The 22,866-nt window shown below is 66.7% G+C and carries 22 protein-coding genes; 9 read left to right on the top strand and 13 right to left on the bottom strand.

Annotation, left to right across the window (positions count from 1 at the left end):
* Positions 1–19: 19 nt before the first annotated feature.
* From ACFVJ5_RS11430 to ACFVJ5_RS11415, 4 genes are all read right to left on the bottom strand, one after another.
* Positions 20–1,714, bottom strand: coding sequence for an ABC transporter ATP-binding protein (locus tag ACFVJ5_RS11430; RefSeq protein ID WP_379219922.1), 1,695 nt, complete (start codon positions 1,712–1,714; stop codon positions 20–22).
* A complete protein-coding gene (locus tag ACFVJ5_RS11425; protein ID WP_379219921.1) occupies positions 1,711–2,640 on the bottom strand; it encodes an ABC transporter permease in 930 nt (309 codons plus the stop codon). The genes ACFVJ5_RS11430 and ACFVJ5_RS11425 overlap by 4 nt, the downstream gene beginning before the upstream one ends.
* Positions 2,633–3,559, bottom strand: a complete 927-nt coding sequence (locus tag ACFVJ5_RS11420) for an ABC transporter permease (protein WP_378994308.1) — start codon at positions 3,557–3,559, stop codon at positions 2,633–2,635. The genes ACFVJ5_RS11425 and ACFVJ5_RS11420 overlap by 8 nt, the downstream gene beginning before the upstream one ends.
* A 63-nt stretch (positions 3,560–3,622) precedes the next feature.
* A complete protein-coding gene (locus ACFVJ5_RS11415; protein WP_379219920.1) occupies positions 3,623–5,221 on the bottom strand; it encodes an ABC transporter substrate-binding protein in 1,599 nt (532 codons plus the stop codon).
* A 388-nt stretch (positions 5,222–5,609) separates the two neighbouring features.
* On the opposite strand from ACFVJ5_RS11415, the gene acs reads away from it, so the two are divergent.
* The 4 genes from acs to ACFVJ5_RS11395 all read left to right on the top strand — a co-directional run bounded on the left by acs (position 5,610) and on the right by ACFVJ5_RS11395 (position 10,526).
* Positions 5,610–7,568, top strand: coding sequence for an acetate--CoA ligase (acs, locus tag ACFVJ5_RS11410; protein WP_379219919.1), 1,959 nt, complete (start codon positions 5,610–5,612; stop codon positions 7,566–7,568).
* A gap of 147 nt (positions 7,569–7,715) precedes the next feature.
* The gene (gene nhaA, locus ACFVJ5_RS11405; protein WP_379219918.1) at positions 7,716–8,945 is read left to right on the top strand and encodes a Na+/H+ antiporter NhaA; all 1,230 of its coding nucleotides are present in this window, start codon (positions 7,716–7,718) and stop codon (positions 8,943–8,945) included.
* Positions 8,942–9,469 (top strand): phage holin family protein, encoded by a 528-nt coding sequence (locus ACFVJ5_RS11400; protein WP_379219917.1) that lies wholly within the window; start codon positions 8,942–8,944, stop codon positions 9,467–9,469. Before nhaA ends, ACFVJ5_RS11400 begins: the two co-directional genes overlap by 4 nt.
* Before the next feature lie 55 nt (positions 9,470–9,524).
* Positions 9,525–10,526, top strand: coding sequence for an alpha/beta fold hydrolase (locus tag ACFVJ5_RS11395; protein WP_379219916.1), 1,002 nt, complete (start codon positions 9,525–9,527; stop codon positions 10,524–10,526).
* Between the two features lie 128 nt (positions 10,527–10,654).
* Here the strand turns inward: ACFVJ5_RS11395 and ACFVJ5_RS11390 are convergent, their stop codons facing one another.
* The 4 genes from ACFVJ5_RS11390 to nth are packed head-to-tail and all read right to left on the bottom strand — an operon-like array spanning position 10,655 to position 13,941.
* Complete coding sequence (locus ACFVJ5_RS11390) at positions 10,655–11,848, bottom strand: MarP family serine protease (protein ID WP_379219915.1); 1,194 nt, start codon at positions 11,846–11,848, stop codon at positions 10,655–10,657.
* Positions 11,845–12,573: an NUDIX hydrolase gene (locus ACFVJ5_RS11385; RefSeq protein WP_379219914.1), complete on the bottom strand. Its 729-nt coding sequence runs from the start codon at positions 12,571–12,573 to the stop codon at positions 11,845–11,847. The genes ACFVJ5_RS11390 and ACFVJ5_RS11385 overlap by 4 nt, the downstream gene beginning before the upstream one ends.
* 40 nt (positions 12,574–12,613) lie before the next feature.
* Positions 12,614–13,264 carry a TlpA family protein disulfide reductase gene (locus tag ACFVJ5_RS11380; RefSeq protein ID WP_379219913.1) on the bottom strand — a complete coding sequence of 217 codons (651 nt, stop codon included), beginning with the start codon at positions 13,262–13,264 and terminating at the stop codon, positions 12,614–12,616.
* The gene (nth, locus tag ACFVJ5_RS11375) at positions 13,261–13,941 is read right to left on the bottom strand and encodes an endonuclease III (protein WP_379220608.1); all 681 of its coding nucleotides are present in this window, start codon (positions 13,939–13,941) and stop codon (positions 13,261–13,263) included. Before nth ends, ACFVJ5_RS11380 begins: the two co-directional genes overlap by 4 nt.
* A gap of 245 nt (positions 13,942–14,186) precedes the next feature.
* Between nth and ACFVJ5_RS11370 the strand changes: the two genes are divergently transcribed.
* The gene (locus tag ACFVJ5_RS11370) at positions 14,187–14,429 is read left to right on the top strand and encodes a hypothetical protein (RefSeq protein ID WP_056821920.1); all 243 of its coding nucleotides are present in this window, start codon (positions 14,187–14,189) and stop codon (positions 14,427–14,429) included.
* Positions 14,430–14,563: 134 nt separating this feature from the next.
* A complete protein-coding gene (locus ACFVJ5_RS11365; protein WP_040703546.1) occupies positions 14,564–15,238 on the top strand; it encodes a Crp/Fnr family transcriptional regulator in 675 nt (224 codons plus the stop codon).
* A 170-nt stretch (positions 15,239–15,408) separates the two neighbouring features.
* On the opposite strand, the gene ACFVJ5_RS11360 is transcribed toward ACFVJ5_RS11365, so the two are convergent.
* The 3 genes from ACFVJ5_RS11360 to ACFVJ5_RS11350 are packed head-to-tail and all read right to left on the bottom strand — an operon-like array spanning position 15,409 to position 16,838.
* Positions 15,409–16,203: an MBL fold metallo-hydrolase gene (locus ACFVJ5_RS11360; protein WP_379219912.1), complete on the bottom strand. Its 795-nt coding sequence runs from the start codon at positions 16,201–16,203 to the stop codon at positions 15,409–15,411.
* 9 nt (positions 16,204–16,212) lie between these two features.
* The gene (locus tag ACFVJ5_RS11355; RefSeq protein ID WP_211300352.1) at positions 16,213–16,674 is read right to left on the bottom strand and encodes a RidA family protein; all 462 of its coding nucleotides are present in this window, start codon (positions 16,672–16,674) and stop codon (positions 16,213–16,215) included.
* 2 nt (positions 16,675–16,676) lie between these two features.
* Positions 16,677–16,838, bottom strand: a complete 162-nt coding sequence (locus ACFVJ5_RS11350) for a DUF4177 domain-containing protein (RefSeq protein WP_101464811.1) — start codon at positions 16,836–16,838, stop codon at positions 16,677–16,679.
* A 59-nt stretch (positions 16,839–16,897) separates the two neighbouring features.
* Here ACFVJ5_RS11350 and ACFVJ5_RS11345 point away from each other — a divergent pair, with 59 nt between their 5' ends.
* Together ACFVJ5_RS11345 and ACFVJ5_RS11340 are read left to right on the top strand one after the other, a co-directional pair.
* Complete coding sequence (locus ACFVJ5_RS11345) at positions 16,898–17,935, top strand: ArsA family ATPase (RefSeq protein ID WP_379219911.1); 1,038 nt, start codon at positions 16,898–16,900, stop codon at positions 17,933–17,935.
* Positions 17,932–19,065 carry an ArsA family ATPase gene (locus ACFVJ5_RS11340; protein ID WP_379219910.1) on the top strand — a complete coding sequence of 378 codons (1,134 nt, stop codon included), beginning with the start codon at positions 17,932–17,934 and terminating at the stop codon, positions 19,063–19,065. Before ACFVJ5_RS11345 ends, ACFVJ5_RS11340 begins: the two co-directional genes overlap by 4 nt.
* A 113-nt stretch (positions 19,066–19,178) precedes the next feature.
* On the opposite strand, the gene ACFVJ5_RS11335 is transcribed toward ACFVJ5_RS11340, so the two are convergent.
* Complete coding sequence (locus ACFVJ5_RS11335) at positions 19,179–19,502, bottom strand: WhiB family transcriptional regulator (protein WP_056821932.1); 324 nt, start codon at positions 19,500–19,502, stop codon at positions 19,179–19,181.
* A 372-nt stretch (positions 19,503–19,874) separates the two neighbouring features.
* Between ACFVJ5_RS11335 and ACFVJ5_RS11330 the strand changes: the two genes are divergently transcribed.
* On the top strand, positions 19,875–22,253 hold the full coding sequence (locus ACFVJ5_RS11330; RefSeq protein WP_379219909.1) for a penicillin-binding protein: 2,379 nt from the start codon (positions 19,875–19,877) through the stop codon (positions 22,251–22,253).
* Between the two features lie 50 nt (positions 22,254–22,303).
* Here the strand turns inward: ACFVJ5_RS11330 and ACFVJ5_RS11325 are convergent, their stop codons facing one another.
* On the bottom strand, positions 22,304–22,768 hold the full coding sequence (locus ACFVJ5_RS11325) for a GatB/YqeY domain-containing protein (RefSeq protein ID WP_379219908.1): 465 nt from the start codon (positions 22,766–22,768) through the stop codon (positions 22,304–22,306).
* Positions 22,769–22,866: the final 98 nt, after the last annotated feature.

Raw genomic sequence — 22,866 nt, 5'->3', positions numbered from 1 at the left:
GAGAGCCCAGCCGGCGCCCTCACCCCGTGAGCAGCTCGCGACCGGGAATCGCCTCGAGCAACGCCCGCGTGTAGTCCTCGCGCGCAGACGCGAACACCTCGTCGGTCGTGGCCGCCTCCACCACCTTCCCCTCGCGCATGACCAGCACGTTGTCCGCGATCTGCCGGACAACGGCCAGGTCGTGGGTGATGAAAAGGTACGTCAGCCCCAGTTCGGCCTGGAGGTCGTTGAGCAGGGTGAGGATCTGGGCTTGGACCAGCACGTCCAGCGCCGAGACCGCCTCGTCGCAGACCACCATCTCGGGCGAGAGGGCCAGCGCGCGGGCGATCGCCACCCGCTGACGTTGCCCGCCCGACAACTCGTTGGGATAGCGCCGCAGCACCGACGTGGGCAGCGACACCTTGTCGAGCAGGTCACGCACCACCGCTTCGCGCTCGGCGGGAGTACCGATCTTGTGCACCCGCAGCGGTTCCTCGATCGTGCGGAAGATCGAGTACATCGGATCGAGCGAGCCGTAGGGATTCTGGAAAATCGGCTGCACCCGACGCCGGAAGGCGAACGCGCCCTTGCTGTCGAGCTTCGCGACGTCCTTGCCGTCGAACTCCACGGTGCCCGACGTCGGTTCGAGCAAGCCGAGCACCATCTGCGCGATGGTCGACTTGCCCGATCCCGATTCGCCCACGATCGCGGTGGTGGTACCGCGGCAGACCGTGAAACTCACGTCGTCGACGGCCACGAAGTCCGCGGACTGCCACGGCCGCTTGCCGCGAATCTTGAACGCCTTGGACAGGTTTCGCACATCGAGCACGGTGTCGGGCAGCGCGTCGGATGCCTTCTCGGCGACAGCCACTTCGACAGCCTGCGCGCGCACTTCGGCGCGCTGCCGCGACGACGACATCCGCGATGCCGCCAGCGACGGCGCCGAATTCACCAGCTTCTTGGTGTACGCGTGCTGCGGATCGCGCAGAATCTGCAGTGCGGGACCGGATTCCACCACCTTGCCGCGATACATCACCACCAGGTGCTCGGCCCGTTCCGCGGCGAGGCCGAGGTCGTGGGTGATCAGCAGCACCGCGGTCCCCAGCTCGGTGGTGAGCTGTTCGAGATGGCCGAGGATCTGGCGTTGCACCGTGACGTCGAGCGCGGAGGTCGGCTCGTCGGCGATCAGCAGTTTCGGCCTGCACGACAGGCCGATCGCGATGAGCGCGCGCTGCCGCATCCCGCCGGAGAACTCGTGCGGGTATTGGTTCACCCGGCGTTCGGCATCGGACATCCCCGCCTCGGCCAGCAGTTCCACTGCGCGCTTGCGGGCCGCGTCGCCGGTGGCGATGCCGTTGGCTACCAGTGTTTCCCGGATCTGGAAGCCGATCTTCCACACCGGGTTCAAGTTCGACATCGGGTCCTGTGGGACCAGGCCGATGCCGTTGCCGCGGATGGCGACGATCTCCTTCTCCGACGCCTTGGTGAGGTCCTTGCCGTCGAACAGGATCGAACCGCCGGTCACCTTGCCGGTGCCGGGCAGCAGGTTGATGATGGCGTGCGCGGTCGTGGACTTGCCCGAGCCGGATTCGCCGACGATGGCGACGGTCTGCCCGGGATAGACGGTGAGGCTCACGCCGCGAACGGCGGGAATCTCCTTGCCGTCGGAGGTGAAACCGACGTCCAGGTCCCGGATTTCGAGCAGCGGCTCGGGTGTGGATTTGTCGAGGCTCATCGGGTGCGCTCCTTCGGATCGAGCGCGTCGCGCACCGCGTCGCCGAGCATGATGAAGCTCAGCACCGTGATCGCCAGCGCGGTCGCCGGATAGAACAGGATCGGCGAGGTACGGATCTCGGTCTTGGCGCGGTCGATATCGGCGCCCCAGGACACGATGCTCGGCGGCAGACCGACCCCGAGATAGGACAGCGTCGCCTCGGTGACGATGAAGACGCCGAGCCAGATCGTGGCGACCACGATCAGCGGACTCGCCGAGTTGGGCAGCACGTGCTTCATCAGCGTGCCCAGACGCGACACGCCCAGCGCCTTCGCGGCGGTGACATATTCGCTGTTCTTGGCCTCGATCACCGCGCCACGCGTGATGCGCGCGGCCTGCGGCCAGGTGAAGGCCACCAGGATCGCGACGACCGTCATGATCCCCGCGGGCCGCAGCAGCTGCAGCAGCACGATCGCGGCCAGCACCATCGGAATGGCGTAGAAGATCTCGGCGATGCGCGAGACGATCGTGTCGAGCAGCCCGCCGTAGAAGCCGGAAATCGCGCCGAGAATGCCGCCTACCAGCAAGAACAGCATCGCCGATGCGATGCCGACGCTCACCGACGCGCGCGCGCCGTAGATGGTGCGCGCGTAGACATCACAGCCCTGCTTGTCGAATCCGAACGGATGACCCTCGCGCGGGCCGTCCATGCCGAACTCGCCCAGGCACAACCGCGGGTCCTGGCTGGTGAACAGCGACGGCCACAGCACCACGAGCATGACGAACACGATCAACACCACCGAGACCAGGAACACCGGGTTTCGGCGCAGTCGCCGCCACGCGTCGCCCCAGATGCTGGTCGGGGTGCCCTTGTCCAGGACCCGGTCGGTGGCGAGCACCTCCACCTCGTCGGCGGGGGCCACGAAATGCTGTTGCTTGTCATGCATAGCGGATCCTCGGGTCCAGTGCGGCGTAGAGCAGGTCGATCACGAGGTTGACGATCAGGAACACCACCACCAGCACCGTCACGAACGACACGACAGTGGGCGGCTCGCCGCGGATGATCGCCTGGTACATGGTGCCGCCGACGCCGGGAATGTTGAAGATGCCCTCGGTGACGATCGCGCCCGCCATCAGCGCGCCGAAATCGGCGCCGAGAAAGGTGACGACCGGGATCATCGAATTCCGCAGAATGTGCACGGACACCACACGGCGGCGCCCGAGCCCCTTCGCTGTCGCCGTGCGAACGAAATCAGCGGACTTGTTCTCCGCCACCGAGTTTCGGGTCAACCGCAGCACATAGGCGAACGACAGCGACCCGAGCACGAACGCGGGCACGATCAACTCGCTCAGGCTCGCTTTACCCGTGACGGTAACCGGGGCGATCCCCCATTTCACACCGAGAAAGAATTGCGCGAGATAACCGACTACGAATACCGGAAGCGCGATGATCACCAGGCTCGCGATGAGCATGGTCGAATCGAAGAGCTTGCCCTTTCGCAATCCGGCGATCATGCCGAACAAAATGCCGAACAAACCTTCGATGAACACGGCGAGAAACGCCAGTCTGATGGTGATCGGGAAAGCGCGTTCGAGTTCTTCGCGAACCGGTCGACCCGAAAACGAGGTGCCGAAATCTAAAGTGAGAATCCCCTTCAAGTAATGCAGATACTGCACGATGAAAGGCTGATCGAGGTGATACCGGGCGCGCAGTACCGCCTCGGCGGCCGGCGTCAGCTGTTTCTCGCCGGCCAATGCCTTGATCGGGTCACCCGGAATCAGAAAGACCATTGCATAGATGAGCAGCGTCGCGCCCAGGAATACCGGGATCATCTGGAGCAGACGCCGAACTACGTACCAAGCCATCGCTTCCTCCGAAAACGACCGGGGCCGAGCCACTTCGCAGTGGCCCGGCCCAGCTGTCGAGTTCTATTTCTCGATGTTCTCGAAGTCGAACAGGCCGTTCCAGGTGAGCTCGGCCTTGGTGACCTTGTCCGAACGACCCGCGTTGGCGACGTAGTCGAACACTGGGATGTCCGCCATCTCCTTGATCATGATCGCCTGCGCTTGCGCGATCAGCTTGTAGGAATCCGCCTGCGTCGGGGCGGCGAGGGCGGCGTTGAACAGCCGGTCCACCTCGGGATTGTTGTAGTTGACGTTGTTGGTCTCGGAGAAGCTGTAGTACTGCGAACCGAGGAACTGCATCATCGTCGGGTAGTCGCCCTGCCAGCCATAGCGGAACGCGGTACCGATCGTCTTGGCGTTCACCGCGTCACGGATGTTCTTGAACGTCGGCATCGGGTTGGCGACCGCGTCGATGCCGAGGGTGTTCTTCACGCTGTTGGCGACAGCTTCGATCCAGGCCTGGTGACCGCCGTCGCTGTTGTAGGTGATCTGGTACTGACCCGACCACGGCGAGATCGCGTCGGCCTGCGCCCACAGTTTCTTGGCCTGGTCGGGGTTGTAATCGAACACTTCCGCACCCGGCAGGTTCGCGTCGTAGCCGGGCAGGGTCGCGGCGGTGAAGTCGCGCGAGGGCGTGCGCGTGCCGTTGAAGATCTTGTCGATGATCTGCGGGCGGTTGATCGCCATCGAGATGGCCTTGCGACGCAGAATGCCTTCCTCGCCACCGAAATGCGGCACGGTGGTCTGGATGCCGATGTGCTGGTTCTGCGCGGTCGGCTTGGTGATCGCACGGTCGCCGAGGTCGCTCTCGTACGTGGTGATCGCGCTGTCTGGAATGGTGTCGAGCGTGTCGAGATTTCCGGCCTGCAGATCCGCGTACGCGGTGTCGTAGGACTGGTACATCACGAACCGGAGGCCCTTGTTCTTGGCCGGACGGCCACCGGGATAGTCCGGATTGGGCGTGAGATCGATCTTGACGTTGTGTTCCCACGAACCGAATGCGTACGGACCGTTGCCGATCGGCTTCTCACCGAACGCCTTCATATCCTTGAAGGCGGCATCGGGCAGCGGATAGAACGGCGCGTAGCCGAGCGCGCTCTCGAAGTCGATCGAGGGCGACTTCAACTCGACGGTGAAGGTGCGGTCGTCGACAACCTTCAAGCCCGACATCGTCTTGACGGTGGGATTCTCGGCGCTCACCTCGTCGAACCCGGCAATCGGGCTGTACACGTAGCTCTGCAGCTGCGCGTTGTCGGCGAGGGCGCCGTAGTTCCACGCGTCGACGAACGATTTCGCGGTGACCGTGGTGCCGTCGGTGAATTTCCAATTCGGCTTGATGGTGATCCGGTACGACTTCCGATCAGCCGTCTCGATCTTCTCGGCCACCTCGTCGTGGGCCTCACCGTTGGCGTCGTAGTACTTCAGCCCGGCGAACAAACGGTCGACGACGCGGCCGCCCATGTTCTCGTTGGTATTGCTGGGCACCAACGGATTCTGCGGCTCGCCCGCATTGGTGGTGACGATGCTCGAATCAGCACTGTCGTCGGACGAGCACGCGGTGAGACCGAGGCTTGTGGCCGCCAGTCCCGCCGCGACCAGCGCGGTCGCTCTGATGAATCTCAACGCTCTCTCCCGGTTCAATTCCGTGGCTAACGGTCGGAGGTTAGCGGCTCCGGCTGGATTTTTCAGCGATCCGAGCCATTTTCAGTTCACATGTATCAGTACGGTTACTCGCTGGAAACGCAGGAAAAATTGCCGAGCCCCTCGCCCTCGGCAGAAAAATATGAACAAATATCGGGAACGCTCAGCTGAACCGTTGACTAAAAACGATAGCTCGCGACCGTCCGGTCTGTCCGGCGAAGTCGTCGGATGAACTAGCCCTATTGACCGCCGCGAAACATCGTCGCGACAACGGGACGCGCCGTCGCGGGTCTGTTGGCTACTGTCTAGACAGCTGGGCCGCACCCCGGCGACCGACCCGACCGCACCAGGCATGTGAGGCTGAACCGACGTGACCGAAACTGCTGCAGGACACCAGGACTCGTTTCCGCCCAGTGCGGAATTCGCCGCCGCCGCCAACGCGGACGCCACACTCTACGACCGTGGCGAGACCGACCGCGACGGCTTCTGGGCCGAACAGGCCAATCGGCTGCACTGGCACAAACCCTTCACCGAGGTACTCGACTGGACCGACGCGCCGGTCGCGCGCTGGTTCGGCGACGGCGAGCTCAATGTCGCCTACAACTGCGTCGACCGCCACGTCATCGACGGACACGGCGACCAGGTCGCTATCCACTGGGAGGGCGAACCCGGCGACTCGCGCGACATCACCTACCGCGAGCTCCTGGAGGAGGTCTCGCGAGCGGCGAACTATCTGACCGAGCTCGGACTGGCGGCAGGCGATCGCGTCGCCATCTACATGCCGATGGTGCCCGAGGCGATCGTGTCGATGCTGGCGTGCGCGCGGCTGGGGCTCACACACTCGGTGGTGTTCGCGGGATTCTCGCCGAGCGCGCTGCGTCAGCGGGTCGACGACGCCGAGGCTCGATTGATCATCACCACCGACGGGCAGTGGCGTCGCGGCAAGCCCGCACCGCTCAAGGAAGCCGTCGACGAGGCGCTGGCCGCCAAGGGTGACGTGCCGTCGTCGGTGGAGCACGTGCTGGTGGTGCGCCGGGTCGGCACGGAGGTGCCGTGGACCGACGGGCGCGATCTGTGGTGGCACGAAACCGTCGCCGCCGCTTCGCCTTCCCACGAAGCACAGGCCTTCCCCGCCGAGCACCCGCTGTTCATCCTCTATACCTCCGGCACCACCGGAAAACCCAAGGGCATCCTGCACACCACCGGCGGATACCTCACCCAAACCGCCTACACCCACCACAACGTCTTCGACCACAAAGCCGGACACGACATCTACTGGTGCACCGCCGACATCGGCTGGGTCACCGGACACAGCTACATCGTCTACGGACCCCTCGCCAACCGCGCCACCCAGGTCGTCTACGAAGGCACCCCCAACTCCCCCGACGAACACCGCCACTTCCAGATCATCGAGAAGTACGGCGTCACCATCTATTACACCGCACCCACCCTGATCCGCACGTTCATGAAATGGGGCCGTGAGATCCCCGACGCCCACGACCTGAGCACCCTGCGACTGCTCGGCTCCGTCGGCGAACCCATCAACCCCGAAGCATGGCGCTGGTACCGAGAGGTATTCGGCGCGAACACGACTCCGATCGTCGACACCTGGTGGCAGACCGAAACCGGCGCCATCATGATCGCGCCACTGCCCGGCGTCACCGCGGCCAAACCGGGCGCCGCGATGGGCCCGCTGCCCGGCATCTCCGCGACGGTCGTCGACGAAGAGGGCAAGCCGGTGCAGCTCGGGGAGACCGAGGCCAACGGGTACCTCGTGCTGGACAAGCCGTGGCCGTCGATGCTGCGCGGCATCTGGGGCGATATGGATCGCTACCGCGCCACCTACTGGGAGCGCTACGCCGAGCAGGGGTGGTACTTCGCGGGCGACGGCGCCAAGCTCGACGCCGACGGCGACCTGTGGGTACTCGGCCGGGTCGACGACGTCATGAACGTCTCCGGACACCGCATCTCCACCGCCGAGGTCGAATCCGCGCTCGTCGGGCACCCGGCCGTCGCCGAGGCCGCGGTGGTCGGCGCCACCGACGCGACCACCGGGCAGGGGATCGTCGCGTTCGTGATCCTCACCGGCGAGGCCGCGGCATCGGCGGGGCCCGAACTCGTCACGGAACTGAAGGCGCAGGTGTCCAAGGAGATCAGCCCGATCGCGCGGCCACGCGAGATCCACATCGTGCCGGAGCTGCCCAAGACGCGCAGCGGCAAGATCATGCGCAGGCTGCTGCGCGATGTCGCCGAGGGACGCGAGCTCGGCGACACCTCCACGCTGGTCGATCCGGGCGTTTTCGAGGCCATTCGCACCGGGAGCAACTGACGCGTACCGGCCGGTGACATCGGATGTCACCGGCCGGGTCCGTTAAGATCGCGTAGAGGTGTGCCGGGAAGTCTGGTCGGCATGCGGTCGTGAATCCGAGTCGATGAGCGTCCGCAGTTCAGTCGACCCCTGCCGGAAGGCTTGCCCTTGATCACGCGCGTCCGCTCCGAGCTCACCCGCTATCTCCGCACCGAAACCGTCGGCGGTGCGCTGCTCCTGGTGGCCGCCGCGGTTGCCCTGATCTGGGTGAACTCGCCGTGGGGCGCGAGCTATCAGACGATGATCGACACCCACCTCGACATTCCCGCGCTGCACCTCGACCTCACCCTGGCCGACTGGTCCAAGGACGGGCTGCTCGCGATCTTCTTCTTCGTCGCCGGGCTCGAGCTCAAACGCGAATTCGCCGTCGGCGAGCTACGCGACCCGAAACGGGCCGCGCTGCCGATCATCGCCGCGGTGGGCGGTGTGATCACCCCGGCCGTGATCGCGCTGGTCGTGGGCCACGGCGTGCCCGGCATGGACAACGGCTGGGCCATCCCCGTCGCCACCGACATCGCGTTCGCCCTCGCGATCCTCGCGATGACCGGCTCGCGGATCCCCACCAGCGCGCGGGTGTTCCTGCTGAGCCTGGCCGTGGTCGACGATCTGCTCGCCATCGTGCTCATCGCGGTGCTGTTCACCGCCTCGCTGTCGCTGCTGTGGCTGGTCGCCGCCCTCGCCTGCTGCGGGGTGTGGGCGCTGGCCCAGAAGCTGCGCCTGCACACGCCGCTGTTCTACATTCCGGTCGCGCTGGTGTGCTGGTACGCGCTGCACGAGGCGGGGATCCATCCGACGCTGGCCGGCGTCGCACTCGGGCTGCTCACCAGAGTGCGCAAGGATCCCGGCGAGCGGATCGCGCCCGCGACGCACCTCGAGCATGTGGTGCAACCGATCTCGGCCGGGTTCTGTGTACCGGTGTTCGCGCTGTTCGCCTCCGGTGTGCCGCTCAACAGCGCGGTGTTCGGATCGCTGTTCACCGACCGGCTCGCGCTGGCGATCATCCTCGGCCTCTTGCTCGGCAAAACCATCGGAATCTTCGGCGTGAGCTGGGTCGTCATCAAGCTCGGCTGGGCGAAACGCCCAGCCGGACTGGAGTATCGCGACATGTTCGCCCTGTCGGTACTCGGCGCGATCGGGTTCACCGTTAGCCTTCTCGTGGCGGAACTCGCGCTCGCCGACGTGGGCGACGATGCCATCGATCTTGCCAAGGCCGCCGTTCTGGTGACCTCGATGGCAGCATCGCTGATCGGATCGGCGCTACTGTTGCGCCGAGGACGTGTGCACCAGGCGCGCCGCGATGCAAACCAGTTACCACAGGGAGAAGGGTCGACGAAGTGAGTTACACCCAAGGCGGAAATGACGGTCGGACGGTCACTTCGATCCCGTTGACCGACGCCAATCCGCCCGGATCGGCGAGCATCGGCAGCCTCGTGCGCGATGCCACCGAACAGATGTCGACACTGGTGCGCGCCGAGGTGGCGCTGGCCAAGGCCGAGGTCACCGGTGAGATCAAGAAGGGCCTCACCGGCAGCGTCTTCTTCATCCTCGCGCTGACAGTGCTGCTGTTCAGCTCGTTCTTTTTCTTCTTCTTCCTGGCCGAGCTGCTCGACATGTGGCTGTGGCGCTGGGCCGCGTTCCTGATCGTGTTCTTGCTGATGGTGCTCACCACTGTCCTGCTGGCCTTGCTCGGCTGGCTCAAGGTACGGAAGGTGCGCGCGCCGGAGAAGACGATCGGGTCGCTCAAGCAGGCCGCCGAGGTGCTGCCCGCCGCGTTCACCCACCGCGACGGGGCCGACGCGCACGCGGCCATCGGATCACGTGGTGCGGGCGCCACTTCGCTGGAGAAGTCGAGCAACCGATGACGCGCCGGGCGGGCCCGGTCGCAACAGCCGGACCCGCCCACTAGGCTCGATCGGCGTGTCGTCCAACTCATTCCCGGATCCCTCCAGCGTCCGTTTCGACGGACCGTGGACCCACCGGGACGTGCACGCCAACGGAATCAGATTCCACGTCGTCGAAGCAGTTGTCGCCGAAGCCGACGGTTCGGACCGCTCCGAGGCGCCCCTGGTGCTGCTGCTGCACGGCTTCGCCGATTTCTGGTGGTCGTGGCGGCATCAGCTGACCGCGCTGTCCGGCCACGGGTATCGCACCGTCGCCGTCGATCTGCGCGGCTACGGCGATACCGACAAACCACCGCGTGGCTACGACGGCTGGACCCTCGCCGGCGACATCGCCGGCCTGATCCGCGCGCTCGGGCACACCGAGGCCACGCTCGTCGGCCACGCCGAAGGCGGACTGGTCTGCTGGGCCACCGCGGTGCTGCATCCGCGACTGGTCCGCTCGATCGCGCTGGTGAGCTCGCCGCATCCCGCCGCACTCAAGAGCGCTGTGCTGCGCGATCCGGCGCAACGGGCGACCTGGCTGCCCGATTTCCTGCGGTACCAGCTGCCGCGCTATCCGGAAAACCTGCTCACCCGACGCGACGGCGCCGAGGTGGAGCGGCTGCTGCACGATCGGGTCGGTGAATCCTGGTCGCGCAGTGCGGAATTCGTCGAGACCGCGTCACGGATGCGGCATGCCATCCGGATACCAGGGGCCGCGCACAGCGCGCTCGAATATCAGCGCTGGGCGTTTCGCAGCCAGTGGCGGCCGGACGGTAAGCGGTTCATGGCCACGATGCGCACCCCGATCGACATCCCGGTGCTGATGCTGCGTGGCGAGCAGGACTCCTACCTGCTCGACGCCACCTTCCAGCGCGGGGAGTCGTTATCGCCCCATCGGACGCTGGTGTCGATTCCGCGTGCCGGGCATTACGCGCATCAGGAGAACCCCAGCAAGGTCAACGAGGCGCTGACCACGCACTGGCGCGAGCAGAACGGTGTCAACGGGTCGCCCCACGACGACTTGGTTTCGCCGTGATCTCGGAGCGCTGGCGCGCTCGAGCGGGGCCCTTGAGCCCCCTTTGGGTACAGACATACTGGGGCTACTGGAGCCGAGGTGTATGCGGGGGCGACGACATAGGGGTTACCTGCTCCGGGACTGGGTGATCAGCTCAGTACGCAGGCGCCCGTGTTGACCGGAGCGCTGCTCGGGGCGGCCGCGGCCAATTCGGACGCGACCTCGTGCAGGGTGAGGACGTAGCCGGTGTCGTCGTCGGTGACTGCCGCGCCGAAGACCACGCCGAGGAGCTGGCCCTCGGCGTCGACCAGCGGGCCGCCGGAGTTGCCTGCGCGGACCTGGCCGCGCACGGTGTAGACCTCACGTTCGACGGTGCCGTCGCGGTGGATGGTCGGGCCGGTGAGGTCGAGGGTCTCGCGGACCCGGGCCGCGCTGGCCGTGTACGGGCCACCACCGGGATAACCGAGCACGATCGCGCTCTCGCCCGAACTCGCGGGCTCGGGGGCCTGGGGCAGCGCGGGTGCGGTCAGGCCGGGGACGGCGAGGACGGCGATGTCCTTGGACGGGTCGAACAGGACCACGGTGGCGTCGAGCGCACCGCGCGCGGTGTCGACCGACACGGTGTTGGTGCCCGCGACGACGTGCGCGTTGGTCATCACGCGTTCCGGCGCGACGATGAAGCCGGAACCTTCGAGCGCCCGCTGGCAGCTGGGTGCGGTGCCGCGGATGCGCAGCACGCTCTGCTGCAGCGACGCCGCTACCGGGCTCGCCAGCACCGAGGGATCCGGCGGTTCGACGGCGGCGATCGGCGCTCGGCCGAACGGGCCGATCACATCGGGCAACCCCGACGTGTCGAGCAGCTTGGAGAATTCGTTGGGAACCTTGCGCAACCAGTCCGGCGCGACCGAGTTGACGTCGGCGAGCACCTTCGACCCGTTGATCGCGGCGGCGACAGCGGGCTGGGACGCGGTGGCCAGCGGCAAGGCGAGCAGCCACGCCGCGACCAGCACGGTCACCGCCTGCAAGACCGCGCCGACGACACTGTCCACACTGCGCGCGACCGGCTGGCGGATGCTGGTGCGCGCGGCCCGGCCGAGCACCATGCCCGCGACCTCACCGACGATCACCAGCAACACGATCAGCAGGATGCCGCCGAGTACTCGACTGCGGCCCTCACTGAGGTGTTTGAGGATGTGCGGTGCGATCAGGATGCCCGCGACAGCGCCCAGCGCGACGCCGAAGAACGCCAGCGCCGACGCCACCGCGCCTTGCCGCCAGCCGGTGGACGCCGCGACCAGCGCGATCAGCACCACCGCGATGTCGAGCCATACCGAGGCGGTCACAGGGTCATTCCGACCGCAGCCAGCGAGCTCTCCAGGTCACGCACGTCGCCCCGATCCCAGTTTCGTTCCCACCCAGCGGATTTGATGATGCCGGCGAGAATACCGCCGGTGAGTCCCCACACCAGCATGCCGTCGACCTGGAACGCGGGGCTCTGGTAGCCGAGACTGCCACGCACCATGAATCTGTGTGCCGGATCGAGCAATTCGGTGAGCGGCACACGCACGACACGCTCGGTTTCGCCCTGATCGACGACGCGGACCTCGCTGGGTGCCCGCCAGTAGCCGAGCACCGGGGTCACGTCGAATTTCGACGGCGGAACGAACAGTTTCGGCAGCAGCGCGAACGGCTGGACACCTGCCGGATCGAGTCCGGTTTCCTCCGCGGCCTCGCGGAGGGCAGTGCCGACCGGGCCGTCGTCGCCGGGGTCCTCGGCGCCGCCGGGGAACGCGATCTGGCCGCGGTGCTGGCGCATGGTCGAGGCACGTTGAGTGAGCAGGACGTCGGCGTCGGCGGGCAGGCCGCCGGGCGCTGATTCGTCAGCGTCGGGCGAGCCGCCGAACAGCACGAGGACAGCGGCCTGGCGTGGTCTGCCGGTGATCGACATGGCCCGGCGCAGGGCGCGGGAAGTAGCGAGCGTGTCGTCGGCGTCGGGGCCGCCGGATCTGATCGCGGTGCGCAACCACGAGGGAACGCCGGAATCGTCGAGCCTCGCTACATCGTTCACGCCATCGCCTTCGATCCGCACGCCACTATTACGTCCTCTGTCATACCGTGACCCCGAGCTTCGCGGATACCGTATCCGCGATGTCGGCCACGTCGGCAAACGTACGCACCTCCACGCTCGCGATGGTGCCGTCGGCCCGCACGAGCACCGAGACGGGCAGCACCGCGGGCGCACCGACCGCACTGCGCACGGCGGCCTGCGGATCCTCGACGCCGGGCAGGGTGATGCCGAGTCCGGTCAGCCGAGACAGTGCCTTCGCCTCGTCGGGATCGCTGTGCACGGTCATGACCGTGAGTGCCGAGCCCGCCCGCTGCGCGAATTCCTGCAGATGTGGCAGCTCGGTGGCGCAGGGTCCACACCAGTAGGCCCACAGGTTGAGCAGTGCGGGCTTTCCGGCCAGCGCCGCGGCGAGATCGACGGGCTTGCCATCCGCCAGACAGCTCACCTGGAGACCGGCCAGCGGCCCCGACCCGGTCGCCGACGCGGACGCGGGCGACGGACAGGGTAGGGACCCCGCCGCCGCTCGTTCCTCGGCCGACACGCCCGACGTCTGTCGCGATGTCTGCGAATCGATGCCGGTGGTCTCGGAACCCTCACGCGGCCACAGCGCCACCGTGGCGGCCACGACCAAGATCACCGCGGCGAGCACCCAGCGCAAGGCGGGCCGCCGCAGCAGCGAGGCTTCGCTCACAGGCCGACCATGTTCAGCAGGTGATCGCGCTCCGGGCCCTTCACCAACTGCGCGGCCACCACCGGGTCGGTCGGGCCGAGCCCGAACGACGGGCAGTCGTCGGCGAGCACGCACGCGCCGCAGGCCGGCTTGCGCGCATGGCACACCCGACGCCCCTCGAAGATCACCCGGTGCGAGAGCATCGTCCAGTCCTTGCGCTCGAACAGCGCGCCGACCGCGTGCTCGACCTTGACCGGATCCTCCTCGTCGGTCCACTTCCAGCGGCGCACCAACCGGCCGAAGTGGGTGTCGACGGTGATACCCGGCACATCGAACGCGTTGCCGAGGATGACGTTGGCCGTCTTGCGCCCGATCCCGGGCAATTTCACCAATTCGTCCAGAGTGTGAGGCAATTCACCGTCGAATTTCTCGACCAGCGCCTGGCCGAGGCCGATCAGGGAACTGGTCTTGTTCCGGTAGAAGCCGGTGGGCCTGATGTATTCCTCCAGCTCCACCCGGTTGGCCTGCGCGTAGTCGTAGGCACTGCGGTACTTCGCGAACAGGGCCGGAGTGGTGAGGTTCACCCGGACGTCGGTGCACTGGGCGGACAGGATCGTCGCGACGGCGAGTTCGAGCGGAGTGGTGAAGTCGAGCTCGCAGTGCGCGTCGGGGAACGCCGCGGCGAGCGTGCGGTTCATCCGGCGGGCGCGCCGGACCAGTCCGATCCGCGTTTCCGCAGCTATCGCACGGTTCTTGCGCTTGCGGGCGGCCGAGATGCCGGTGGGTACGGCAGCCGAATCCGCTGCCGGATCGGCATCGCCGGCGGCGGCGGGGGCAGGGGAAACGGGCACCGCTTCACCATACGGAACCACTACGACAACATTGCCCGGCCAGTTTGCCCGCTGTGTTCCATCTGAGACCTGGACCGTGTTTACTGCCAGTCATGCAAGGACTCGCTGTGGTGCTCTTCCCAGTGCTGTTGATGCTGTTCGCGCTGGGGATGGAGCGGGTCGAGAATCGGCTCCGAAAGCTTCTCGAACCCGACGAAGAGGTTCAGCAGTACCTGGACAACGCCAGCAACGCCGAAGTGAAAGAGCTGACGAAGCTCGGCCTGCCCGCCGCCGTGGCGCGCGTGCGCAAGCGCCGTTCCCGTACCTCCGAATTGGATGTCGCACGGGCGAGCTAAACGATCGATTCTCAACGCGCAATCCACTCTTTACGTGGTGTCTGTCACTGCGGTGCCGGAATGCCGCGTAGACTGCGCGGTTGGTCGATTCGCTCGACCAGGTTCGCAAGCCATATCCCATAAGGAGCACATTCGTGGACGAGGCCCTCGCCAGAGCAGGCATCTTCCAAGGCGTCGAGCCCACCGCGGTGGCCGCGCTCGCCAAGCAGCTGCAGCCCGTAGATTTTCCGCGCGGCCACGTCATCTTCAACGAGGGCGAACCCGGCGATCGGCTGTACATCATCACGACGGGCAAGGTGAAGATCGGCCGACGGTCCCCGGACGGCAGGGAGAACCTGCTGACCATCATGGGTCCGTCCGACATGTTCGGTGAACTGTCGATCTTCGACCCGGGCCCGCGTACCTCGACCGCAACCACGGTCACCGAGGTCCGCGCCGTGACGATGGACCGCGACGCACTCAAGTCGTGGATCGATCAGCGCCCTGAGATCGCTGAGCAGCTGCTGCGCGTGCTGGCACGACGCCTTCGCCGCACCAACAACAACCTCGCCGACCTGATCTTCACCGACGTGCCAGGTCGCGTCGCCAAGGCGCTGCTGCAGCTCGCACAGCGCTTCGGCACCCAGGAAGCGGGCGCGCTGCGCGTGACCCACGACCTGACCCAGGAAGAGATCGCCCAGCTGGTCGGCGCTTCCCGGGAAACCGTCAACAAGGCGCTCGCCGACTTCGCTCATCGCGGGTGGCTGCGCCTCGAGGGCAAGAGCGTGCTGATCTCGGATTCCGAGCGTCTGGCGCGTCGCGCTCGCTGACGTTCGAACACCTGCCGTCCCGGTACGACGGGACCGTTGATGCGTGTGGGCTCACGAGGAGAGGGCCTCGTCCACACCACCGCGGTTTCGTTGTGCCGGGACATCGGCCGTCCTAGGCCGGACATCACTCAATCGCCGACACGGCGAGCGCGTCGGCGATCGAGCGTTGTTCAGTTCTGTTCGGCCCGCAGATATTCCAGCTGCGCCTGCACGGAACTGCGCGCGGCGGGCCACAGCCGTTTGTCCACGTCGGCGTACACCTTGCGGACCACGGCGAGAGCGCCCGCGTCGGAACCCAGTTCCACCAGCGCGGCCCGCACCTGATCGAGCCGCTCACGCCGGTGGTCGAGGTAGTACTGCGCCACCGGCGCCGCATCCGGGTGGTCGGGCCCGTGCGCGGGCAGCAATGCCTTACCCGCGCCCAGCTCACGCAGCTTTTCCAGCGACGCGAGGAAATTCGCCAGCGCGCCCGGCGCGGATTCGAGCACTGTGGTGCCGCGGCCGAGAACCGTGTCACCGGTGAGCACCGCGTCGTCGAGCAGCAGGCTCACCGAATCGGTGGTGTGCCCCGGCGTACCGAGCACCGTGATGCGCACGCCCGCGGCCTCGATCACCTCGCCGTCGACCAGCGGCACGACCGCACCGCGCAGATACGCCGGATCCACCGATCGCACCGGCGTCCCGGTGGCTTTCACCAGGTGATCGATGCCGCCGGTGTGATCGTGATGGTGATGGGTGATCAGGGTCAACGCGATCCGGCCGCCGGTGGCCTCGACGATGTCGGCGGTGTGTTTCTTGTCCTTCGGTCCCGGATCGACGACCACATAGGAATCGCTGTCCGGGCCACGCAGCAGCCAGGTGTTGGTGCCGTCGAGCGTCATTTGATTGGGGTTGTCGGCCAGTAGTACCGATGCCGTCGGGGTGACCGGCCTGACCTGGCTGTACGCGGGATGTTCCAGTGCCATGACGGCTGCCTATCCGACCTCGACGATCAATTCCACCTCGACGGGCGTGTTCTTGGGCAGTTCCGAGACGCCGACGGCCGAGCGCGCGTGCACGCCCGCCTCACCGAACACCTCACCGAGGAACTCCGACGCACCGTTGATCACGATCGGCTGATCGCTGAATCCGGGCGCCGAGGCGACGAATCCGACGACCTTCACGATCCGCACCACCTGGTCGAGCCCGACCAGATCGTGCACGGCCGCGAGCGCGTTCAACGCGCACAGCCGAGCGGCCTCCTTGGCCTGCTCCACATCCACCTCGGCCCCGACCTTGCCGACCGCCGACAATTCACCGTCGACGAAGGGCAGCTGGCCGGAGGTGTACACCAGCGAGCCGGTGCGCACGGCGGGGATGTAGGCCGCGACGGGAGCGGCGACCGGCGGCAGCGTGACACCGAGCCGGTCGAGCGCGTCCTTCCACGCGGTGGCCACGGCTACTTCTGCCGCTTCAGGTAGGCAACGTGCTGTTCGCCGGTCGGTCCGGGCAGCACCGAGACCAGCTCCCAGCCGTCGGACCCCCACTGGTCGAGGATCTGCTTCGTCGCGTGCGTCAACAGCGGCACGGTCGCGTACTCCCACAGGGTGACTTCACTCATGGTGTGAGTTTAGGGCTCACCCCGAACGCCTGGGAGAAACGGGTTATAGGCTCGGCGACGTGGGAGCACCAACAGCAGAGCCGGTTTCGTCGGTTCCCGAACCGTCGACCGGATGGCCACAGCGCGCGGCCAAGGCCCGCTTGCACTACGTGACCGGCAAGGGAGGCACCGGCAAGTCGACCGTTTCGGCCGCACTCGCACTCGCGCTCGCCGCAGGGGGACGCAAAGTGCTGCTGGTCGAGGTCGAGAGTCGCCAGTCGATCGCGCAATTGTTCGATCGGCCGCCGTTGCCACCCACCGAGACCCATATCGCCAGCGCCGACGGCGGTGGCGAGGTGACGGCGCTGGCACTGGACATCGAGTACGCGTTCCTCGAATACCTCGACATGTTCTACAACCTCGGCTTCGCGGGACGGGCGATGCGCCGGATGGGCGCCATCGAGTTCGTCACCACGATCGCGCCCGGTCTGCGCGACGTGATCCTCACCGGCAAGATCAAAGAGTGCGTGGTCAGGGTCGGCAAGGACGGCAGGCCCGCCTATGACGACATCGTCGTCGACGCGCCGCCGACCGGCCGGATCGCCGGCTTCCTCGACGTCACCACGGCCATGGCCGAGATCGCCAAGGGCGGTCCGATCGCCTCGCAGGCCGAGGGCGTGTCCAACCTGCTGCACTCCGATCAGACGATGATCCACCTGGTGACGCTGCTCGAGGCGCTGCCGGTGCAGGAGACCGCCGACGCGATCGCCGAACTCACCGCCGACGATCTGCGGATCGGCACGGTGATCGTCAACCGGGCGGCCACCGCCGAACTCACCCCGGCTCAGCGCGACGCGGCCGTGGCGGGCGAACTCGACACCACCGCGATCGCCGCCGATCTGGCGAAGGCCGGCATCACCCTGTCCGAATCGGAGTTCGACGGCCTGATCGCCGAAACGGTCGACCATGCGATTGTGCTGACCGCGCAGAACGCGAGTGCCGCCGAACTGGCGCAGATCGACGTCCCCCAGCTGTCCCTGCCCGCCCTCGGCGACGGCATCGACCTGGGTGGCCTCTACGAACTGGCCGAACAGCTATCCGCGCAGGGAGTCCGATGAGCGAGCACGTTTCCACCCCGCCCGCGCTGGATGTCTCGCAGATCATCGCTGACCCGAGTGCCCGCGTGATCGTGTGCTGCGGGTCCGGCGGCGTCGGCAAGACCACCACCGCGGCCTCGATCGCGCTGCGTGCGGCCGAATCGGGTCGCAAGGTGGTGGTGCTGACCATCGATCCGGCGCGCAGGCTGGCGCAGTCGCTGGGCGTGGCCGAACTGGACAACACTCCGCAGCGCGTGGAGCTCGGTCCCGAAGTACCCGGTGAGCTGCACGCGATGATGCTGAACATGCGCCGCACCTTCGACGACATGGTGCTCGAGCACACCAGCGCGGACAAGGCCGAGCAGATCTTCGCCAACCCGATCTATCAGACGGTGGCGTCGTCGTTCGGTGGCACGCAGGAGTACATGGCGATGGAGAAGCTCGGCCAGCTGGCCGCGCGCAAGGAGTGGGACCTGATCGTGGTCGACACTCCCCCTTCGCGTAACGCGCTCGATTTCCTCGATGCGCCCAAGCGGCTCGGCACGTTCCTCAACGGCAAGATGATCCGGTTGATCATGGCGCCGGGTCGCGGTGTCGGCCGGATCGTCACCGGGGCGATGAGCCTGGCGATGCGCGGGGTGTCGACGATTGTCGGCGGGCAGATGCTCAAGGACGCCTCGACGTTCCTGCAGTCGCTGGAATCGCTGTTCGGTGGGTTCCAGGACCGGGCCGAGCGCACCTTCGCGATGCTGTCCAAGCCCGGCACCCACTTCCTGGTTGTCGCCGCGCCCGAGCCGGACGCGTTGCGCGAGGCGTCGTTCTTCGTCGACCGGTTGTCGACCGAGAAGATGCCGCTGGCCGGTCTGGTGCTGAACCGGACGCATCCCGCGTTGTCGGAGCTGTCCGGCGACCACGCGCAGACTGCCGCCGACCAGCTGGCCGACTCGAACCCGCTGACCGCGTCGGTGCTGCGCATCCACGCCGATCGGGTGTCGACGGCGGCGCGGGAGCGGCGGCTGCTGCACCGCTTCACCGGTGCGCATCCGCGGGTGAAGATCGTCTCGGTGACCGCGCTGCCCTTCGAGGTCTCCGATCTCGAAGCACTGCGCGCCGTCGGCGATCAGCTGACCGGCACCCCGGCTTCGGCCTGATCGATTCAGACAAATCCGCTATAGCTCACAATCCGGTAACACTCACCAACGGCGCCGATTCCGCAAACCACGCGGTCTCGGCGCCGTTTGTGATAACGGTCCGGTCTCGTCTGCTAGATAGCCACCTGGTGCTGCCGCTGGGCGTTGAAGAATTCAGCCCACGACGTCACGTCGGGATGCTGTTTGAGCAGCGCACGCCGCTGCCGCTCGGTCATCCCGCCCCACACTCCGAACTCGACGCGATTGTCGAGGGCGTCGGCACCACACTGCATCAGCACCGGGCAGTGACGGCAGATCGTTGCCGCCTTGCGCTGGGCCGCACCGCGAACGAACAGCTGATCAGGGTCCACTTCCTTGCATCGCGCCTGGGCAACCCAAGCGATCCTTGCCTCGGCCTGCTCTACATCCAGTCGAGCGATGGGGGTTGTGATGTGCATTTGATGTGCCCCTTTGCAGTCCGAACACCGTTGTGCGGCGCTCCAGAATCGCGAGCGCGGATCACAGCAACCCAACTACCGCTGCGGCCCGCACCACATTCCACTTTGAGTGTTAGCTCTATCACACTGGGTTCTCAATCTAGGTAAAGGTATGGCGGTTACGCAAGACCGCCCCCCGATTTTTTGGTACGGGCGTCCATTCAAATCGGGTCAGAACCGCGCAGTAGTGCTGATCACCGGCGTGGCCGGTCGCGACACGCCGATGTGATCATTTTGTTGACACGCCCGAGCAACCCCCCTGGCACCGCCCGGACATTCCCCGTCGAGCAGCACAGCCGTGAACCTCACCACCCCACCCTCTAGTCTGGGATCGTGCCGATCACTCAAACGCTCGCGAGGCTGGCCGGCAGCTGCGCGCTGGCCGCCGTGCTTGTCGCTGGGCTGTTGTTCCCCTTGGCCGGTGGATTCGGGTTCATCTCCAACCGCGCCGCCGACGCCGTCGACAATGTCTCCGCCGAACTGGTGGAGGGCACGGTCCCCGCCGTGTCGACGATGGTCGACGCGAACGGGTCGCCGCTGGCGTGGCTCTACGAACAACGCCGCTTCGAAGTGCCGAGCGACAAGATCTCCAACAACATGAAGCTGGCGATCGTGTCCATCGAGGACAAGCGCTTCGCCGACCACAAGGGCGTGGACTGGCAGGGCACGCTGCGCGCGTTCCTCACCAACACCTCCTCCGGCGCCGTGCAGCAGGGCGCGTCGACGCTGGACCAGCAGTACGTGAAGAACTTCAACCTGCTGGTGGTCGCCAAGACCGACGCCGAACGTCGCGCCGCGATCGAGACGACACCGGCGCGCAAGCTGCGCGAGATCCGGATGGCGCTCACGCTGGACCGCGAGCTGTCCAAGGACGAGATCCTCACCCGCTACCTGAACCTGGTGCCCTTCGGCAACGGTTCCTACGGCATCCAGGACGCCGCGCAGACCTACTTCGGCATCGACGCGTCCCAGCTCAGCATCACCCAGTCGGCGATGCTGGCGGGCATGGTGCAGTCCAGCTCCAAGCTGAACCCCTACACCAACGTGGCCGGCGTCACCGACCGCCGCAACACCGTGCTCGACACACTGATCCAGAACATCCCGCACCGCGCCGAGGAGTTCCGCAAGGCCAAGGCCGAACCGCTCGGCGTGCTGCCCGAGCCCAAGGGCCTGCCGCGCGGGTGCATCTCCGCCAACGACAAGGGCTTCTTCTGCGACTACGCGCTGCAGTACCTGGCCGAGGCCGGGATCAGTCGCGAGCAGATCGACAAGGGCGGGTACCTGATCAAGACCACGCTCGATCCGGTGCTGCAGGAATCGGTGAAGCGTTCGGTGAACGAGCAGGCCGACCCCAACCTCGACAACATCGCCGAGGTCATGTCGGTGGTCGCGCCCGGTCAGGATTCGCACCCCGTCCTCGCGATGGCGTCGAGCCGCACGTACGGCCTCAACCGCGACGCCAACGAGACGCTGCTCGGCCAGCCGTACTCGATGGCCGGTGACGGCGCGGGCTCGATCTTCAAGCTCTTCACCACCGCCGCCGCGATGGAGAAGGGCCTCGGCATCGCCGCCCAGGTGGATGTCCCCGGCACCTACGCCGCCAGGGGCATGGGCTACTCGAACTCGCCGGGCTGCCCGGCCGACTCGTGGTGTGTCAAGAACGCGGGCAACTACCCCGGGTCGATGTCGGTGACCGACGCGCTCGCGACCTCGCCCAACACCACCTTCGTGAAGATGATCCAGGACGTCGGCGTCTCGGCCGCGGTGGACATGGCCGTGCGCTTGGGCATGCGGGCCTACACCAACCCCGGCACCTCCGGGCACGGCAACTCGAGCCTGGCCGACCACATTAAGAACAACAACATGGGCTCGTTCACCCTCGGCCCGTTCGCGATCAACCCGCTCGAACTGACGAACGTGGCCGCCACGCTCGGCTCGGGCGGCAAGTGGTGCCCGCCCTCGCCGATCAAGGAGGTCGTCGACCGCAGCGGCAAGACCGTTCCGCTCACCCAGCAGGCCTGTGAGCAGGTGGTCGACCCGGGTCTGGCCAACACCCTCGCCAACGCGATGAGCAAGGACGACGTCAGCGGTACCGCCGCGGGCGCCGCGCGCGCGGCCGGGTGGTCGGCACCGATGTCGGGTAAGACGGGCACCACCGAGAGCCACCGCTCCTCGGCGTTCCTCGGCTTCACCAACGCGCTGGCATCGTCGGTCTACGTCTACGGCGACAGCCCGACCCCCGGCGAGATCTGCTCGTTCCCACTGCGCAACTGCGGCGCCAGCGATGCCTCCGGCCTGTTCGGCGGTAACGAACCGGCCCGCACCTGGTTCAACGCCATCAAGCCGTTGATGGACCGGTTCCCACCGCCGGGTCTGCCGCCGGTGGACGACAAGTACGTCCGCGGCGCGAACAACTCCCAGGTCCCCGATGTGGCGGGCAAGTCGCAGGGCGAGGCCACCTCGATCCTGTCCGGCGCCGGCTTCCAGGTCTCCGCGGTGACGGGCGCCGGTTCGCAGGCCAAGGGCACGGTGATGGGCAGTTCGCCGAACGGGTCGGCCATTCCGGGCTCGGTGGTCACGATCTACATCAGTGACGGCACCGTCCGGGTGCCCGCGCCGACGACTCCGCCGCCCGCCGCGCCCGCACCGGTGATTCCGGGGCTGCCGCAGATTCCGCGCCTGCCACCGATCCCCATCCCGGTGCCGCGCTAGTCACACGACAAAGGCCGCCGTCCGATTCGGACGGCGGCCTTTGTTTCGTTCTACAGCCGGGCTTTGACCGCGGCGGAGAGCCGCGAACCGTCGGCCTTGCCGTCGGCCAGCGCGGTGGCGGCCTTCATGACCTGGCCCATCTGCTTCATCCCCGGGCGCGCACCGAGCTGCTCGGCGACCTGGGCGATCGCGGTATCGGCGACCTGCGCCACCTCCGCGTCGTCGAGCTGGGTCGGCAGGTACTCCTCGATGATCTGTTCCTCGGCGCGCTCGTTCGCGGCCAGTTCACCGCGACCGTTCTGCTCGTAGATCACGGCCGCCTCGTTGCGCTTCTTCGCTTCCTTCTGCAACAGCGACACGACATCGGCATCGGAGAGTTCGTGCGCCTCCGTACCGGAGACCTCGGAAGTCTGGATAGCGGCGAGCAGCATCCGCAGGGTCGCGAGACGCAGTTTGTCCTTGGCTTTCATCGCGGTGGTCATATCCGCGCGCAGCTTGGCTTTCAGTTCCGACATGCGGTTTACCGTAGTCGTTCGCTCTGCACCGTCCCATCACATTTACGTCGCAGCGAAAATTCCAGACCGTTTGTGCGGAAACACACGCGCCGATCCGG

The organism is Nocardia sp. NPDC127606 (assembly GCF_042671725.1).
In the GTDB taxonomy this organism is placed as follows: Bacteria; Actinomycetota; Actinomycetes; order Mycobacteriales; family Mycobacteriaceae; genus Nocardia.
The sequence above is the reverse complement of the archived record's forward strand: the minus strand, read 5'-3'. Positions and strand labels throughout refer to the sequence as shown.

Excerpts from the sequence above, each read along its gene's own strand:
- ACFVJ5_RS11360 (WP_379219912.1), bottom strand. The coding sequence starts at position 16,203 with ATGGCACTGGAACATCCCGCGTACAGCCAGGTCAGGCCGGTCACCCCG.
- ACFVJ5_RS11325 (WP_379219908.1), bottom strand. The coding sequence starts at position 22,768 with ATGTCGGAACTGAAAGCCAAGCTGCGCGCGGATATGACCACCGCGATG.
- ACFVJ5_RS11350 (WP_101464811.1), bottom strand. The coding sequence starts at position 16,838 with ATGAGTGAAGTCACCCTGTGGGAGTACGCGACCGTGCCGCTGTTGACG.
- ACFVJ5_RS11370 (WP_056821920.1), top strand. The coding sequence starts at position 14,187 with ATGCAAGGACTCGCTGTGGTGCTCTTCCCAGTGCTGTTGATGCTGTTC.
- ACFVJ5_RS11340 (WP_379219910.1), top strand. The coding sequence starts at position 17,932 with ATGAGCGAGCACGTTTCCACCCCGCCCGCGCTGGATGTCTCGCAGATC.
- ACFVJ5_RS11430 (WP_379219922.1), bottom strand. The coding sequence starts at position 1,714 with ATGAGCCTCGACAAATCCACACCCGAGCCGCTGCTCGAAATCCGGGAC.
- ACFVJ5_RS11420 (WP_378994308.1), bottom strand. The coding sequence starts at position 3,559 with ATGGCTTGGTACGTAGTTCGGCGTCTGCTCCAGATGATCCCGGTATTC.
- ACFVJ5_RS11425 (WP_379219921.1), bottom strand. The coding sequence starts at position 2,640 with ATGCATGACAAGCAACAGCATTTCGTGGCCCCCGCCGACGAGGTGGAG.
- ACFVJ5_RS11335 (WP_056821932.1), bottom strand. The coding sequence starts at position 19,502 with ATGCACATCACAACCCCCATCGCTCGACTGGATGTAGAGCAGGCCGAG.
- nth (WP_379220608.1), bottom strand. The coding sequence starts at position 13,941 with ATGAACCGCACGCTCGCCGCGGCGTTCCCCGACGCGCACTGCGAGCTC.